The organism is Pseudomonas sp. S07E 245 (assembly GCF_019599025.1).
GTDB classification, from domain to species: domain Bacteria; phylum Pseudomonadota; class Gammaproteobacteria; order Pseudomonadales; family Pseudomonadaceae; genus Aquipseudomonas; species Aquipseudomonas shirazensis.
Map to the genome: position 1 here is coordinate 1,402,002 of NZ_CP080625.1, position 14,793 is coordinate 1,416,794.

At 62.9% G+C, this 14,793-nt stretch carries 12 protein-coding genes; 11 read left to right on the top strand and 1 reads right to left on the bottom strand.

The genetic code is table 11. From position 1 onward, the window contains the following. Positions 1 to 9: 9 nt before the first annotated feature. From K3F44_RS06300 to K3F44_RS06345, 10 genes are all read left to right on the top strand, one after another. Entirely contained in the window at positions 10 to 1,428 is a 1,419-nt protein-coding gene (locus tag K3F44_RS06300; RefSeq protein ID WP_220633575.1) for an aldehyde dehydrogenase family protein, read from the top strand. Between the two features lie 151 nt (positions 1,429 to 1,579). Further along, positions 1,580 to 2,602 carry a LacI family DNA-binding transcriptional regulator gene (locus tag K3F44_RS06305; RefSeq protein ID WP_181106398.1) on the top strand — a complete coding sequence of 341 codons (1,023 nt, stop codon included), beginning with the start codon at positions 1,580 to 1,582 and terminating at the stop codon, positions 2,600 to 2,602. A gap of 63 nt (positions 2,603 to 2,665) precedes the next feature. Beyond that, positions 2,666 to 3,445, top strand: a complete 780-nt coding sequence (locus K3F44_RS06310) for a sugar phosphate isomerase/epimerase (RefSeq protein ID WP_220633576.1) — start codon at positions 2,666 to 2,668, stop codon at positions 3,443 to 3,445. Beyond that, positions 3,438 to 4,388: a sugar kinase gene (locus K3F44_RS06315; RefSeq protein ID WP_220633577.1), complete on the top strand. Its 951-nt coding sequence runs from the start codon at positions 3,438 to 3,440 to the stop codon at positions 4,386 to 4,388. Before K3F44_RS06310 ends, K3F44_RS06315 begins: the two co-directional genes overlap by 8 nt. A 65-nt stretch (positions 4,389 to 4,453) precedes the next feature. After that, the gene (locus K3F44_RS06320) at positions 4,454 to 5,740 is read left to right on the top strand and encodes an MFS transporter (RefSeq protein WP_220633578.1); all 1,287 of its coding nucleotides are present in this window, start codon (positions 4,454 to 4,456) and stop codon (positions 5,738 to 5,740) included. 9 nt (positions 5,741 to 5,749) lie between these two features. Next, positions 5,750 to 6,730, top strand: a complete 981-nt coding sequence (locus tag K3F44_RS06325) for a D-glycerate dehydrogenase (protein WP_220633579.1) — start codon at positions 5,750 to 5,752, stop codon at positions 6,728 to 6,730. A 131-nt stretch (positions 6,731 to 6,861) separates the two neighbouring features. Continuing rightward, a complete protein-coding gene (locus tag K3F44_RS06330; protein WP_150569301.1) occupies positions 6,862 to 7,584 on the top strand; it encodes a GntR family transcriptional regulator in 723 nt (240 codons plus the stop codon). Beyond that, the gene (locus K3F44_RS06335; protein ID WP_220633580.1) at positions 7,581 to 8,369 is read left to right on the top strand and encodes an SDR family oxidoreductase; all 789 of its coding nucleotides are present in this window, start codon (positions 7,581 to 7,583) and stop codon (positions 8,367 to 8,369) included. Before K3F44_RS06330 ends, K3F44_RS06335 begins: the two co-directional genes overlap by 4 nt. A 91-nt stretch (positions 8,370 to 8,460) precedes the next feature. Continuing rightward, entirely contained in the window at positions 8,461 to 9,393 is a 933-nt protein-coding gene (locus K3F44_RS06340) for a 3-keto-5-aminohexanoate cleavage protein (protein WP_188035887.1), read from the top strand. Positions 9,394 to 9,491: 98 nt separating this feature from the next. Next, positions 9,492 to 10,832, top strand: coding sequence for an MFS transporter (locus tag K3F44_RS06345; protein WP_220633581.1), 1,341 nt, complete (start codon positions 9,492 to 9,494; stop codon positions 10,830 to 10,832). A gap of 67 nt (positions 10,833 to 10,899) precedes the next feature. On the opposite strand, the gene K3F44_RS06350 is transcribed toward K3F44_RS06345, so the two are convergent. Further along, positions 10,900 to 11,571 carry a DUF3313 domain-containing protein gene (locus tag K3F44_RS06350; RefSeq protein WP_220633582.1) on the bottom strand — a complete coding sequence of 224 codons (672 nt, stop codon included), beginning with the start codon at positions 11,569 to 11,571 and terminating at the stop codon, positions 10,900 to 10,902. Positions 11,572 to 11,899: 328 nt separating this feature from the next. On the opposite strand from K3F44_RS06350, the gene K3F44_RS06355 reads away from it, so the two are divergent. After that, positions 11,900 to 14,767: an HD domain-containing phosphohydrolase gene (locus tag K3F44_RS06355; RefSeq protein WP_409077660.1), complete on the top strand. Its 2,868-nt coding sequence runs from the start codon at positions 11,900 to 11,902 to the stop codon at positions 14,765 to 14,767. The last annotated feature ends 26 nt before the right edge of the window (positions 14,768 to 14,793 follow it).

Sequence of the window (14,793 nt, forward strand, 5' to 3'; positions counted from 1 at the left end):
AGAGCAGCCATGAGCGTAGCCAGCAAGGTCAATGTGCAACTGGTCGAAGCGCAGCAGATCGATGTGTTCAGCCCTTATGACGGCCGCTTGATCGGCAGCGTGCCGTGCCTGGATGCCAGTGCGGTGCCGGCCATCCTCGAGCGTGCCCGCCAAGGTGTGCGCCAGGCCGCGGCAATGCCGCGCCATCAGCGCGCACGTGTGTTGGAGGAGGCGGCGCGGCGGGTGCAGGAGCAAGCCCAGGCGTTTGCCGAATTGATCGTCGCCGAGGCCGGCAAGACCTTGCGCCAGGCCGAGAAAGAGGTCAAACGCTGCATCAACACCCTCAAACTGTCGGCTGAAGAGTCGCGGCGCAATGCCGGTGAGGTGGTGCCGTTCGAGGCCTATGAGGGCTCGGAATCGCGCCAGGGCTGGTTCAGCCGAGAGCCGTTGGGGTTAATCGTCGCGATCACACCGTACAACGACCCGCTCAATCTGGTCGCACACAAGCTCGGGCCAGCGATTGCCGGTGGCAATGGGTTGATCCTGAAACCGTCCGAACTGGCGCCGCTGTCGGCCCTGAAGCTGGTCGAATGCCTGCTGCAGGCGGGTTTGCCGGACTCGGTGGTCACTGCCGTGACCGGTGGTGTCGAGTTGGGCAAGGCGCTGGTCGAACTGCGCGAGGTGCGCATGGTGTCGTTCACCGGCGGCTTTGTTACCGGCGAGTCGATTGCCCGCAGTGCTGGCCTGAAAAAGCTGGCGATGGACCTGGGCGGCAACGCACCGGTGCTGGTGTTGGAAGACTGCGACCTGGAACCCACGGTCGAGTCGTGTGTCTCCGGGGCGTTCTGGGCGGCGGGGCAGAACTGCATCGGCACCCAGCGGATCTTGGTGCAACGGCCGATCTATGAAGCGTTCCGCGCACGTTTTGTCGCCCAGGCACAGGCCTTGCTACTGGGAGACCCGGCCCTGCGTGAAACCGATGTCGGGCCGATGGTGACCGAACAGGCTGCGCGCCGCACTGAACAGTTGGTCAACGAGGCGCTCAGCGAGGGTGCGCAGCTGCTCTGCGGTCACCAGCGCAAGGGCGCCAGTTACGCGCCAACGGTGCTGGAGCAGGTCAGTCATGCCAGCCAGATCTGGCAGCAAGAGGTGTTTGCGCCGGTGGTGATTCTTGAGCCGTTCGACCAGCTGGACGAAGCAGTGGCGCTGGCCAACGCGCCGGAATACAGCCTGCACGCCGGAGTGTTCACCCGTGACCTGGCCAAGGCGTTGAAGCTTGCCAGGCAGATCGAAGCAGGTGGGGTGATGATCAATGATTCGTCGGACTATCGCTTCGATGCCATGCCGTTTGGCGGCTTCAAGTACGGCAGCCTCGGTCGGGAAGGGGTGCGCTTCGCTTATGAAGATATGACCCAGCCGAAAGTGGTGTGCATCAACGATCTGGGCTAACCGCAGCGCGCTGCCCTGCGCTGGTTTGGCGACAGGGTAGCGTGATGTGCAGAGCAGATCCGACGAACGGTAGGTGACTTAGGTCTCGACTTTTGATGTATTGAAACCGGTTTCATAATCCGTCTCAAACAATAATCACAAGAGACCTCAGATGACCGATACAACGTCCAGCCCGCGTGAGCGGGTCACCATCAGTCAGGTTGCACGGGTCGCCGGTGTATCCAAGGCGACCGTGTCGCGTTATATCGGTGGCGACCGTCAGTTGCTCGCCGATGCCACTGCGCAGCATCTGGCCGAGGTCATCGAGCGTCTCGGCTACCGGCCAAACCAGATGGCCAGAGGCCTCAAGCGCGGCCAGACGCGCCTGATCGGCATGCTGGTCGCCGACATTCTCAACCCCTATTCAGTGGCCGTGATGCGCGGCGTTGAAACTGCCTGTCGCGAGCACGGCTACAGCCTGGTGCTGTGCAACACCAACCGCGATGACGAGCAAGAGAGCCATCACCTGCGCGTGCTGCAGTCCTACAACGTCGAAGGGCTGATCGTGAACACCCTCGGCCACCACCAGGGCGAGCTGCTGGCGTTGCACCGGGATATCCCCATGGTGCTGGTCGACCGTCAGGTGCCGCAGCTCAATGCCGACATGGTCGGGCTGGATAACGCCGACGCAGTCGAGCAGGCGCTGGACCACCTGCAGGCTCGCGGCTACCGCGACATTCTGGCAGTCAGCGAGCCGCTGGATGGCACCAGCTCGCGACTGGAACGGGTGCAGGCCTTTACCGCATCGATCAATCGCCGCCCCGGCATGCGCCAGCAGATCCTCGAGTGTGCGGCTGATTTGCCCGCATGTCTGGGCAATTTCCTCGGTGCCAGCGGGCATGGCCCGCAAGCGATTTTCACCTTCAACGGCGTGGCCACCCTGGCCGTCACTCGCGCCTTGCACGAGCGCGGCTGCAGATTGTTCGAGGATGTCGGCCTGATCGCCCTCGACGAACTCGACTGGCACCCATTGGTTGGCAGCGGCATTACCGCGCTGGCGCAACCTACCGAACGCATCGGCGCGTTGGCTTTCAACTGCCTGCTTGAGCGGTTGCGTGGCGGTAACGCTGCTGCGCAGCGCATCGACCTCAAGGCCGAACTGATCATTCGCGGATCGACCAACCCCCGTATTTGAACAACGGAGTCACGTCCGTTTGCGTTGCATCGAAATGAAACCGGTTTCATAAGGACAATAACAATGCGCTCGAACCCCGTTTCCATCAGCCTTTCCAGCTACGGCGCCGACTTGGTCCGCCAGCGTGGCCAGGCCAGTTTCGTGCCGTTGCTGGCTGCGGCCGGCGTCAGTCGAGTCGAGCTGCGCGAAGAACTGTTCGCCAGCCCGCCGGACTGCCCACAGCTGTCTGCCGCAATCCGCACCTCAGGCATGGAATGCCTGTATTCCTCGCCGCTGGAGCTGTGGCTGGAGGACGGCCAATTGAACCCGGCGTTGCCTGCCAAGCTACAGACCGCCAGGGCCGTGGGCGCGGTGGCACTCAAGGTTTCCCTTGGTCACTATCAGCCGCGCTGTGACCTGACGGCGCTGGCTGCGCAACTCTCGGCGGATGGCCCCATGCTGCTGGTTGAAAACGACCAGACTGCGCACGGCGGGCGGATCGAACCGATGCTGCAGTTTCTTCTGCGCTGTGAATCCATGGCACTGCCGCTGGGCATGACTTTCGATATTGGCAACTGGCGCTGGCAGGGTGAGTCGGCGGTTCAAGCCGCTCACGAGCTGGGCCGCTGGGTGCGCTATGTGCACTGCAAGGCGGTCGAGCGCCAGGCCAATGGCCGCCTGGTCGCAGTGCCGCCACGCGCAGCCGATCTGCTGGCCTGGGAGCAGATGTTCAGCGAGTTCAGCCCGGCAGTGGTGCGCGCGGTCGAGTTTCCTCTGGTCGGTGACGACCTGCTGGCGGTAACTCGTGCCCAGGTCAACAACCTGGCTCGGCTTGCGCTGACGGCGGAGGTGAGCCATGCCTGACCATGACGTGTTGTGCTTTGGCGAGACCATGGCCATGTTCGTCGCCGAACAAACCGGTGAACTGGCGCAGGTCGGCCAGTTCGGCAAACGCATTGCCGGTGCCGACAGCAATGTTGCGATCGGTTTGTCGCGGCTGGGCTTCAAGGTGCGTTGGCTGAGCCGGGTCGGCAATGACTCGTTGGGCCGCTTCGTGCTGGACAGCCTGCTCAAGGAGGGCCTGGATTGCTCGGCGGTGCAAGTCGACCCTGAGCATGCCACCGGCTTTCAGCTCAAGGCCCGCTGCGATGATGGCAGCGACCCCGCCGTCGAATATTTCCGCCGCAACTCGGCTGCCAGTCATATGTCGCCGCAGCTGCTGAACGCACAGTTGACCAGCGCCGAACATTTGCATGCCACCGGCATTCCGCTGGCGCTGTCGGCCGGCTGCCGGGCATTGGCGCATGGCCTGGTCGACGCCATGCGCAGCGCTGGCCGGAGCATCTCGTTCGACCCCAATCTGCGCCCATCGTTATGGCCTGACCAGGCCAGCATGATCCGCGAGGTCAACGCGCTGGCAGTCAAAGCCAACTGGGTGCTGCCAGGCCTTGAAGAGGGCCGTTTGCTCACCGGTCGACAAAGCCCTGCTGACATCGCCGCGTTTTATCTGCAGCAAGGCGTCGAGCTTGTGGTGATCAAGCTGGGCGGCGAGGGCGCTTATTTCTGCAGCGCGGACGCTGAGGGCTGGGTGCCGGCATTCGCTGTTGCGCAGGTAGTCGACACCGTCGGCGCGGGCGATGCCTTTGCAGTGGGCGTGCTCAGTGGCCTGCTCGAAGGCTACCCACTGGGTGAAGCGGTTGCCCGCGGTAATTGGTGCGGCAGCCGCGCGGTGCAGTCGCGCGGGGATATGGAAGGCCTGCCGCTGCGCAGTGAACTGGAACTGTACAACCGGCGCAGCTGCGCCTGAAACGCTGATCGCCGGTTAGCCGGCACCTGGTGCAACAAAAACAACCAAGCTCAGGAGCACACCTCATGCAAACGACCAGCCTCGCGCGTCGCCGGTGGTGGTACATCATCCCGATCGTGTTCATTACCTACAGCCTGGCCTATCTGGACCGCGCCAATTACGGCTTTGCCGCAGCCTCCGGCATGGCCGACGACCTCAAGATCACCCCGGCCTTGTCGTCCTTGCTCGGTGCGTTGTTCTTTCTCGGCTACTTCTTCTTTCAGGTGCCCGGGGCGATCTATGCGGAAAAACGCAGCGTCAAGAAGCTGATCTTCGTCAGCCTGATCCTCTGGGGTGGGCTGGCGACGCTGACCGGGATGATCAGCAATGTGTACTTTCTGATCGCCATCCGCTTCCTCCTCGGGGTGGTCGAGGCGGCAGTGATGCCGGCGATGCTGATCTACCTGTGCCATTGGTTTACCCGCGCCGAACGCTCGCGGGCCAACACCTTCCTGATGCTCGGCAACCCGGTGACGATCCTGTGGATGTCGGTGGTGTCGGGCTATCTGATCAAGCATTACGATTGGCGCTGGATGTTCATCATCGAAGGCCTGCCGGCGGTGCTCTGGGCGTTTATCTGGTGGCGCCTGGCGGCGGACAAACCGGCCCAGGTGAGCTGGCTCAGCCAGCACGAGAAGGACCAGTTGCAAGCGGCGCTGGCGGCTGAGCAGCAGGGCATCAAACCAGTCAAGAACTACCGCCAGGCGTTCCGCTCGCCGCAGGTCATCGTGCTGTTGTTGCAGTACTTCTGCTGGAGCATCGGCGTGTACGGCTTTGTGCTGTGGCTGCCGTCGATCCTCAAGCAGGCTGCCAATGTCGATATCGTCACGGCGGGCTGGTTGTCATCGGTGCCGTATCTGGCGGCAGTGCTGGCCATGGTCGGCGTGTCGTGGGCCTCGGACCGGCTGCAGAAGCGCAAGCGTTTTGTCTGGCCACCGCTGCTGATCGCCGCGCTGTCGTTCTACGGCTCGTATGCGCTGGGCAGCGAGCACTTCTGGTGGTCGTACGCTCTGCTGGTCCTGGCCGGAGCCTGCATGTATGCGCCATACGGGCCGTTTTTCGCGATCGTGCCGGAGATTCTGCCGAGCAACGTCGCAGGCGGGGCCATGGCCTTGATCAACAGCATGGGCGCACTGGGCTCGTTCGGTGGCTCGTGGCTGGTGGGCTACCTGAATGGCGCCACCGGCGGGCCAGGCGCCTCTTACCTGTTCATGTGCGGTGCGCTGCTGACGGCGGTTGCCCTCACGGTCGCACTGCGTACACCCCAGGCTCAGCCCAAGCGTCGCGCTGGCGGCCTGGCACTGAATCATTAAGGAATTGCCATGAAAAAGACCATAGTCCTCTACAAGCGCTTGTCCGATGATTTGCTCGGCCGCCTGCGCGAGCAGGCCGAAGTGATCTTCGTCGACACCGCGCAGGCGGATGGCCTGGCCCGTCTGCGCGATGCTTTGCCCCACGCCCATGGCCTGCTCGGGGCCAGCCTGCGCCTGGACAGCAGCCTGCTGGACCTGGCACCGCAACTGGAAGCGGTGGCCAGCGTCTCGGTGGGGGTCGACAACTACGACATCGCTGACCTGACCCGACGCGGCATCGTCCTCACCAATACCCCCGATGTGCTTACCGAAACCACCGCCGATACTGGCTTTGCCTTGATCCTGGCGACGGCGCGCAGGGTGGTCGAACTTGCCAGTTGGGTGCGGGCAGGGCACTGGCAGGCCAACCTGGGGCCGGCTCACTTCGGCACCGATGTGCACGGCAAGACCTTGGGTATCGTTGGTATGGGCCGCATCGGTGAAGCACTGGCCAAGCGTGCGGCTGCGGGGTTTGGCATGCGCGTGGTGTATCACAGCCGTCAGCCCAAGCCTGCCGTCGAGGCCCTTTATGGCGCCGCTTGTCGCAGCCTCGACGGGCTGCTGCAGGAATCGGATTTTGTCTGCCTGACGGTGCCGTTGAGTGCCGCGACCGAGGGTTTGATCGGCGCGCGGGAACTCAGCCTGATGAAACCCGAGGCCATCCTCATCAACATTTCCCGTGGCCGGGTGGTGGATGAAACCGCGCTGATCGAAGCGCTACGTGAGCAGCGCATTCGCGGGGCCGGGCTGGATGTGTTCGTCAAAGAGCCGTTGGCGGCGGATTCGCCCTTGCTGCAACTGGACAACGTGGTGGCGACGCCGCACATCGGCTCGGCGACCCACGAAACCCGCCAGGCCATGGCCCGCTGCGCGGTAGACAATTTGCTCTGTGCGTTGGCTGACCAGCGCCCACAGAATCTGGTCAATCCGCAGGTTTGGGCAATGCGCTAGCCGGCATTGCTGGGGGCGCAAAGCGCCCCGACGTTCTAGGGCCAAACTCACTGTCGTACTGAAACCAATTGACATATGTTATTTGTGATCACATATTGAAGCCATAACAACGCCAATATGTGAGTCTGCCCATGACTGATCGCCCAACCCTCCTGCCGGTAATGCGCCCGGTGTCGCGCGACACACTGCAGGACCAGGTCTACCGCCAGATCCGTGAAGCGCTGATGAGCGGCCGCTTTCAGCCCGGCCAGAAGCTGACCATCCGCGGCCTGGCCGAAGCCTTGGGTTCAAGCCCGATGCCCGTGCGAGAGGCGCTCAACCGCCTGAGTGCCGAAAACGCCTTTGAAGTCACTGAAACAGCCCGCCTGCGGGTGCGCATGATGACGCCGGAGCGCCTGCGCGAAATCCGCGACGCGCGGGTAGCGCTGGAAGGCTTGCTGGCCGAGAAAGCCGTGGTGCTGCTGACCCAGCGCGACCTGACCGAGATCACCCAACTCTGCGAACAGATGCAGCACGCCGCCGACAACGTCGATGTGGCGCGTTATCTGTGGACCAACTTTGCCTTTCACCGGCGCATCTACGCTGTGGCCAACGCCGAGTTGACCGTCGCCGCGGTGGAGAACTTCTGGCTGCACATGGGCCCATGCTTTGCCCTGGTCGCGCCGGACAAGGCCCACCTGCAACGCTCGATGGAGGCGCACAACCGCATCGTCGAAGCCTTGCAGGCCGGTGATGGCGCCGCTGCGCGGGCGGCGGTCACCGACGACATCATGCAGGCGGCCGACTCGCTGGCACGCCTGATCGTCAAGAGCGACCGTTCCAGGTCGCCTGCTTCAGGAGTTAAAAAAGCATGAGCGTTCTGAACCGACTGATTCCCTACAGCGGCCTGCGCGTATTGATCTCTGGCGGCGCCGCCGGCATCGGCGAGGTGCTGGCTGCGGCGTACATGGAGGCCGGCGCCAAGGTGCATGTCTGCGATGTCAGCGAAGCGGCCCTCGCGGCGTTTCGTGATCGCTACCCGAATAGCCTGGCAACCAAGGCCGATGTCAGCGACCCAGCGCAGATCGAAGCCGTGTTCGAGGTCCAGCGCGAGCAGTTCGGCGGCCTCGATGTGCTGATCAACAACGCCGGGATCGCCGGGCCGACGGCGGGCATAGACGCCGTCACCGACGAAGAGTGGCAGCGCACCGTCGATATCAACCTGACCGGGCAATACCGCTTCGCCCACCATGCGGTGCCGCTGCTCAAAGCCTCGCCGAATGCCCACCTGATTCACATCGCCTCGGTGGCGGGGCGCCTTGGCTATGCCTGGCGTACGCCTTATGCCGCAACCAAATGGGCGATCGTTGGGCTGATGAAGTCCCTGGCCAGCGAGCTGGGCGAGAGCGATATCCGCGTCAATGCCTTGCTCCCGGGCATCGTCGAGGGGCCACGCATGGACGGCGTGATTCGCGCCCGGGCCGAGCAGTTGAACGTGCCTGAAGCGGCGATGCGTGACGAGTACCTGCAGAAGATCTCGCTCAAGCGCATGGTCACCGCCGAAGACGTCGCTGCCATGGCGCTGTTCCTGTGTTCACCGGCGGCACGCAACGTGACCGGCCAGGCCATCAGCGTGGATGGCAACGTCGAGTACCTGTAACGGCTCGACCCCTCATGCAGTAACGGCGGGGCTGCAGCCCTGCTGCTGACGTATTCACTTTCTCACCAAGAACAAGAATGGAGAAATTCGCATGTCCAGAAAACGCCCGATCATCATTACCTGCGCGGTCACTGGCGCTATTCACACGCCGTCGATGTCGCCGCATCTGCCGATCACCCCGCAGCAAATTGCCGATGCCGCCATTGGTGCCGCCGAAGCCGGCGCTGCCATCGTCCACCTGCATGCACGTGACCCGATCGATGGCCGGCCCAGCCAGGACGTCGACCTGTTCCGCCAGTTCTTGCCGCAGATCAAGGCCAAGAGCGACGTCGTCATCAACATCACCACCGGCGGGGCGCCAACCATGGGCGTTGAAGAGCGCCTGCAGCCGGTGGCTCAGCTCAAGCCGGAGCTGGCTTCACTGAACATGGGCTCGATGAACTTTGGCCTGTACGAAATGCTCGAGCGCTTCACCGAGTTCAAGCATGACTGGGAGCGGCCATATCTGGCAGAAAGTGACGACCGGATCTTCCGCAATACCTTCCGCGACATCGCGCACATACTCAACGCCTGTGCCGAGAACCGTACCCGCTTCGAAATCGAGTGCTACGACATCGGCCACCTGTATACCGCCGCGCATTTCCTCCAGCGCGGCCTGCTCAAGGCACCGATATTCATCCAGTCGGTGTTTGGCCTGCGCGGCGGTATCGGTGGCCACCCGGAAGACCTTGCGCACATGCGCCGTACGGCTGATCGGCTGTTTGGCGACGCTTATCAGTGGTCGATCCTGGGCGCCGGGCGCAATCAGATCCCGCTGGGTACCATGGGCCTGGCAATGGGCAGCCACGTACGGGTTGGCCTGGAGGATTCGTTGTGGGACGGCCCGGGCCAACTGGCCGCATCCAATGCCGACCAGGTCAAACGCATCCGGACAGTGATCGAAGCGCTCGGCGCGCGAGTTGCAACGCCGGATGAAGCCCGGGAAATACTCGACCTCAAAGGCCAGGACAAGGTCGACTTCTAGCCCCGGCGTCACCTCGCGGATTCTGTGCAGCGGGGCGTTGGGCCCGGCTGCCGGCACCTTCAGCATTCACCGGCTACTCAAGCCATGAGGTTTGTGCGATGACAATTACAAGAAACATCGATAGCGCTGCCACACCCCGTGATTCAGCCACGCTGAACAAGGTCATCTTCATCAAGCTGATGCCGTTGCTGATTGCGGCGTACATCCTGAGCTTTCTCGACCGCACCAACATCGCTTTGGCCAAGCATCAGCTGGATGTGGATCTGGGTATTTCGGCGGCGGCCTATGGGCTGGGCGCCGGCTTGTTCTTTCTGACCTATGCGCTGTCGGAAGTACCCAGCAACCTGATCATGCACAAGGTCGGCGCGCGCTTCTGGATCGCCCGCATCATGGTGACCTGGGGCCTGATTTCGGCCGCGATGGCGTTTGTTCAGGGCGAAACCTCGTTTTACATCCTGCGTCTGCTGCTGGGTGTGGCCGAGGCGGGGCTGTTCCCCGGCGTGATGCTCTATCTGACCTATTGGTTCGGCCGCGAGCAACGTGCGCGGGCGATTGGCTACTTCCTCCTGGGTGTGTGCTTCGCCAATATCATCGGCGGCCCGCTGGGCGCGTTGCTGATGCAGCTGGACGGCGTCTGGGGCTGGCGTGGTTGGCAGTGGATGTTCATGCTCGAAGGCCTGCCGGCGGTGTTCTTCGCCTATGTCGTGTGGATGAAGCTGCCGGACCGGCCGAGCAAGGCGCCGTGGCTGAGCCCGGCTGAAGCCGAGCAGATCGAACGCGGCCTGGCGGCTGAGCAGGAGGAAGGTGCAGGGCAGGGCGGCCATTCGCTCAAGCAGTGCCTGACGCCGCAGATCTTCCTGGCGATCCTGGTGTACTTCTGCCATCAGATCACGGTGTATACGGTGATCTTCTTCCTGCCGGGGATCATCGGCAAATACGGCGAGTTGACCACGCTGCAGATCGGCTTGCTGACCTCGCTGCCGTGGATCGCCGCAGCCGTGGGTGCCATGGCGCTGCCGCGTTTTGCCACGACCCCGCAGCGGGCGCGGATGATGCTGGTGTGCGGGTTGCTGACCATGGCCGCCGGGCTGGGTATCGCCTCGCTGGCAGGGCCGGTGCTGAGCCTGCTGGGCTTCTGCCTGTCGGCGCTGATGTTCTTTGTGGTGCAGTCGATCATCTTCCTGTACCCGGCGTCACGCCTCAAAGGCGCTGCACTGGCCGGTGGGCTGGGCTTCGTCAACTCGTGTGGGCTGTTGGGCGGCTTTGTCGGCCCGTCGGTGATGGGCCTGATCGAGCAAACGACAGGTAACGCCATGGACGGGATGAAAATCATCGCGGTGATCCTGGTGCTCGCCGCGCTGGCTGCCCTGCGCCTGCGTCAAGGGCATGAGCGCAAGGTCCCCAAGGCTGAAGCGCATGGACGCCGACAGGTAGTTTGAGTCCACCCTGGGCTGCTCTGGCTGACGTTGCCGGCCAGAGCAGCCCTTTTGCGGTTGTAAGCTTGGACTATTTGTCTTTGACCTGCTCGAACGACTTGGCCATGTCTCTGGCCCAGCCATCGAGTACCGCTTTCACATCCTTGGTCTGCATGACCTGGTCGGCGTTATCCAGTTCGGCGCCCGCACCTTTGCGCACCACCTGCGCCACCAATTTGTTGTCGGCCGCGTCGATGAAGGCCGCTTCAGTGGCGAGGCTGGTGTCCTGATCACGGATGCCGGTCGCGGTGCTCACGCCGGCTGCGATCAAGGCAATCGGGATCACTTCATAGGCTTGCAGGCTCTTGGTGCTCGCACTCACCGCGGTAATCGCCGGCCGCACGATCAACACCCCCGGGCCTGGTCCCTTGGCCAACGGCATGACCTTGGCCATTTCCCGCTGCAGGGCCTGATCGTAATACTGGGTGATGCCTTGCAGGGTGCTGGCGGGGATCTTGGCCGTGGGCTGCGGCTTTGGATACAGCTGGCTCGGTTCGATATAGACCTTGGTGTAGCGGCGTGCATCGAGCTTCGGATCGACCCAGCGCATCACCGGCGCACCGGAAGGTGAAGTCTCCTGCTTGAGCAAACTGTAATCCTTGAGGAATCCAGAATACTGGTTGGACTCGACGTACTTGCTGGCACAGCCAGACACTGCAAGTGTTGCCACGCACAACGCGGTCAGCAGTAACTTTGACTTCATGTTGTTGCTCCTTGTGGACCGATCTCGGACGAGATCACACTGCCGAGGGGGAATCGCCACGTCGCGCGGCCTTTCACACTATCCAGCTGCAGCGTTGCGATTGGTGTCAAACAGGGTGATGCGAGTTGCCCTGTGGCCCGCATTGCTCATGTAATGAGCGCAGCCGAGTCCAGTACATGACAGCGCTGTTACTTGGCACACCTGGGCAACCGTCAATCAGCATAGTCCAGCCATGCGTAAGTAAAGAGTTGGGCTAGGATTAGCTGGAACAGGCGCGGCGGGCATTCGAGCTGCGGATTACAACGAATGCCAAAGAAGGTCCAGACCCTTGAACACCTCACGCCGCGGCTTCTCCCTGCAAGTGCTGATTGGCCTGGCAATCATGTTCAGTACGCTGACGCTTGGGGCAGTGCTGGCCTACCAGGGCTACCGCAGCATTGAGCACACCTTGCTGGCTGCGTCGGCCGACACCAGTCGCCAGCTGGCGCGCACCATCAACGAGCGGGCGCAGCGTTTGATCAACCCGGTGCTCAGCTCGATCCGTCTGCTTGCCCATGACTCGCTTGCCGAGGCCGTCACGCTGCAGCAACGGCTTGATCGTTTGCCCTTGCTCGCGGCCAGCCTGGACGCCAACAGCATGCTCAGCGCGGTGTATGTGGGCTATGCCAATGGCGAGTTCGTGCTGTTACGGGCGCTGCGCGACAAGGCCGATAGCCAGAGCGTGCATGCGCCCGCAGGTGCCGCGTACCTGTTGCAAAGCATCAGCCTGGACGGCAGTGGGCAGATGCTCGGTGAGTGGCGCTTTTACGACAGAGGGCTGACGCTGCTGCAAACGCTGGCCAAACCGGACTACCACTTTGACCCGCGTACGCGGCCGTGGTTTGTCGAGGGCCTGGCCAGCGCGACTACCCAGTTGACCAAGCCCTATGTGTTTTTCACCACCAGGGAGATCGGCCTTACGGTTGCCCAACGCAGCATCACTGGGCACGCAGTGCTGGGCATGGACGCCTCGGTCAACGACCTGGGCGGCGAAGTTGCTGACCTGCGCACGACCCCCGGCACGCAGATGGCGGTGGTGGGCAGTGACGGCGAGGTAGTGTTTTACCCAGACCTGCAGCGGGTAGTGGTCCAGGACGGTGCGGCGCTGCGTTTGTCGCGCCTGGACGAGCTGGCGGTCGACAGCCTCAGCTGGCTGTTCGTCAACAATTACCAGAGCGCAGACCCTGTCCACTATCAGGCGGCCGGCCAGGACTGGTACGGCGTGCAGGTTCCGCTTTCGTCATTCACCCAGCACGATATCCGCCTGCTGATCGCAGTACCCGCGGCTGAGCTACTGGGCGGCGCGCGGCAGATGCTGGTGGCCGAAGCGCGCTGGGCGATTGTTTTGATCGGGGTCCTGCTGCTGGTCGGCTGGGCCCTGGCGCGGCGCATCGGCCAGCCGCTGCAGGCGCTGACCGAGCAAGTACAGGCTCTGGCCAGCTTCGACTTCAGCCGGCGCGTCGGGGTCGAGTCGCGGATCAGCGAGGTCAGCGCGCTGAGCGAGGTGCTCGGCGGCATGTCGCGCACCATTCACAACTTCCAGGCGATCACCCTCAGCCTGAGCCGGGAAACCAATCTGGAAGATATGCTTCGCCAGGTGCTGGGTGAACTGGTGGAGGCGACTGCCGTAACCAGCGGTGCTGTCTATCTGGCCGGCGAAGACAGCGAGGTATTACGCCTGGCTGCCCACTATCGCGATGAGCGCTATCCCGCTGACCTGCAGCTTGGCGTGCACGAGCCGCATCAACTCAATAGCGCAGTGGAGCAGGCGATGCCTGGCCAGACACCGACCATGGCCGTGGCGCTGAATGACCGCAGCGGGCAGCGCCTTGGGCTGTTGGTGTTGCAACTGGGCCCGGCGCAGCTGCACTCGGGCGGCATTGCACCGGCATTTCGCCAGTTTGTCGAGGAGCTGTCCGGGGCGGCCGCAGTGGCCATAGAGACACGCCAGTTGATCGAGGCCCAGCAGCGCCTGCTCGACGGCATCATCCAGCTGCTCGCGGATGCCACCGATGCCAAAAGCCCCTATACCGGGGGCCACTGCCAGCGGGTGCCGGTGCTGGCGCAAATGCTCATGGACAGTGTCATCGCCGCAAACAGTGGGCCTTACGCGCAGTTTCACATGAGCGCGCTGGAGCGCTATGAGTTCAGGATCGCGGCGTGGCTGCATGACTGCGGCAAGGTCACCAGCCCAGAGTACGTAGTCGACAAGGCGACCAAGCTGGAGACCTTGAACAACCGCATCCACGAGATCCGCACCCGCTTCGAAGTGCTCTGGCGCGATGCCGAGTTGCTCTATTGGCAGCGCCTGGCTGAGGGTGGCGAGCAGCAGGCGCTGCAAGTAGCGCTGGAGAATACCCGGGCGCAGTTGCAGGAAGAGTTCGCCTTTATCGCCAATGCCAACATCGGCGGCGAGTTCATGTCCGATGCCGATATCGAGCGCTTGCGTACCATTGGTTCGCGCCCGTGGCTGCGCAACTTCGATAACCGCCTGGGCTTGTCCCGTGACGAGGCAGAACGCCTGGCGCCAGTGGCCTCGGCATTGCTGCCGGCGCCTGAGCAACTACTGGCTGACCGTGTCGACCACCTGGTGCCATGGGGTGAGCGCAAGCCGCCAGTCGACAAACACGACCCACGCAATACCTGGGGCTTCGACATGCGCCTGCCGACCCATGCCTACAACTATGGTGAACTGCACAACCTGAGTATCCGTCGCGGCACCCTGACTGACGAAGAGCGCTTCAAGATCAACGAGCACATCGTGCAGACCATCATCATGCTCAACACCTTGCCGTTGCCCAGCCACCTCAAGCGCGTACCGCAGATTGCCGGTAACCATCACGAGAAGATGGACGGCAGCGGCTACCCGCGTGGTTTGAAGAAAGACGACATGAGCATCGCCGAACGAGTGATGGCGATTGCCGATATCTTCGAGGCTCTGAGTGCCGCTGACCGGCCCTATAAGGCAGCCAAGACGTTGTCGGAGTCAGTCAAGATTCTCGGCTTCATGGCCCGCGACCAGCACATCGACCCAGGGCTGTTCCGCCTGTTTTTAAGCAGCGGTGTGTACCGCGAGTACGGCGAGCGTTTTCTGCGCAGTGACCAGCTTGACGACGTCGATATCGAGCCTTATCTGCGCGCATTCGCAGGGTCTTGAGGGCGTCTCGAGGGCGTCTGGAGGGT

What these genes read in the sequence shown, in the direction of transcription:
- K3F44_RS06300 (WP_220633575.1), top strand. Translation starts at nt 10, where the DNA reads ATGAGCGTAGCCAGCAAGGTCAATGTGCAACTGGTCGAAGCGCAGCAG.
- K3F44_RS06305 (WP_181106398.1), top strand. Translation starts at nt 1,580, where the DNA reads ATGACCGATACAACGTCCAGCCCGCGTGAGCGGGTCACCATCAGTCAG.
- K3F44_RS06310 (WP_220633576.1), top strand. Translation starts at nt 2,666, where the DNA reads ATGCGCTCGAACCCCGTTTCCATCAGCCTTTCCAGCTACGGCGCCGAC.
- K3F44_RS06315 (WP_220633577.1), top strand. Translation starts at nt 3,438, where the DNA reads ATGCCTGACCATGACGTGTTGTGCTTTGGCGAGACCATGGCCATGTTC.
- K3F44_RS06320 (WP_220633578.1), top strand. Translation starts at nt 4,454, where the DNA reads ATGCAAACGACCAGCCTCGCGCGTCGCCGGTGGTGGTACATCATCCCG.
- K3F44_RS06325 (WP_220633579.1), top strand. Translation starts at nt 5,750, where the DNA reads ATGAAAAAGACCATAGTCCTCTACAAGCGCTTGTCCGATGATTTGCTC.
- K3F44_RS06330 (WP_150569301.1), top strand. Translation starts at nt 6,862, where the DNA reads ATGACTGATCGCCCAACCCTCCTGCCGGTAATGCGCCCGGTGTCGCGC.
- K3F44_RS06335 (WP_220633580.1), top strand. Translation starts at nt 7,581, where the DNA reads ATGAGCGTTCTGAACCGACTGATTCCCTACAGCGGCCTGCGCGTATTG.
- K3F44_RS06340 (WP_188035887.1), top strand. Translation starts at nt 8,461, where the DNA reads ATGTCCAGAAAACGCCCGATCATCATTACCTGCGCGGTCACTGGCGCT.
- K3F44_RS06345 (WP_220633581.1), top strand. Translation starts at nt 9,492, where the DNA reads ATGACAATTACAAGAAACATCGATAGCGCTGCCACACCCCGTGATTCA.
- K3F44_RS06350 (WP_220633582.1), bottom strand. Translation starts at nt 11,571, where the DNA reads ATGAAGTCAAAGTTACTGCTGACCGCGTTGTGCGTGGCAACACTTGCA.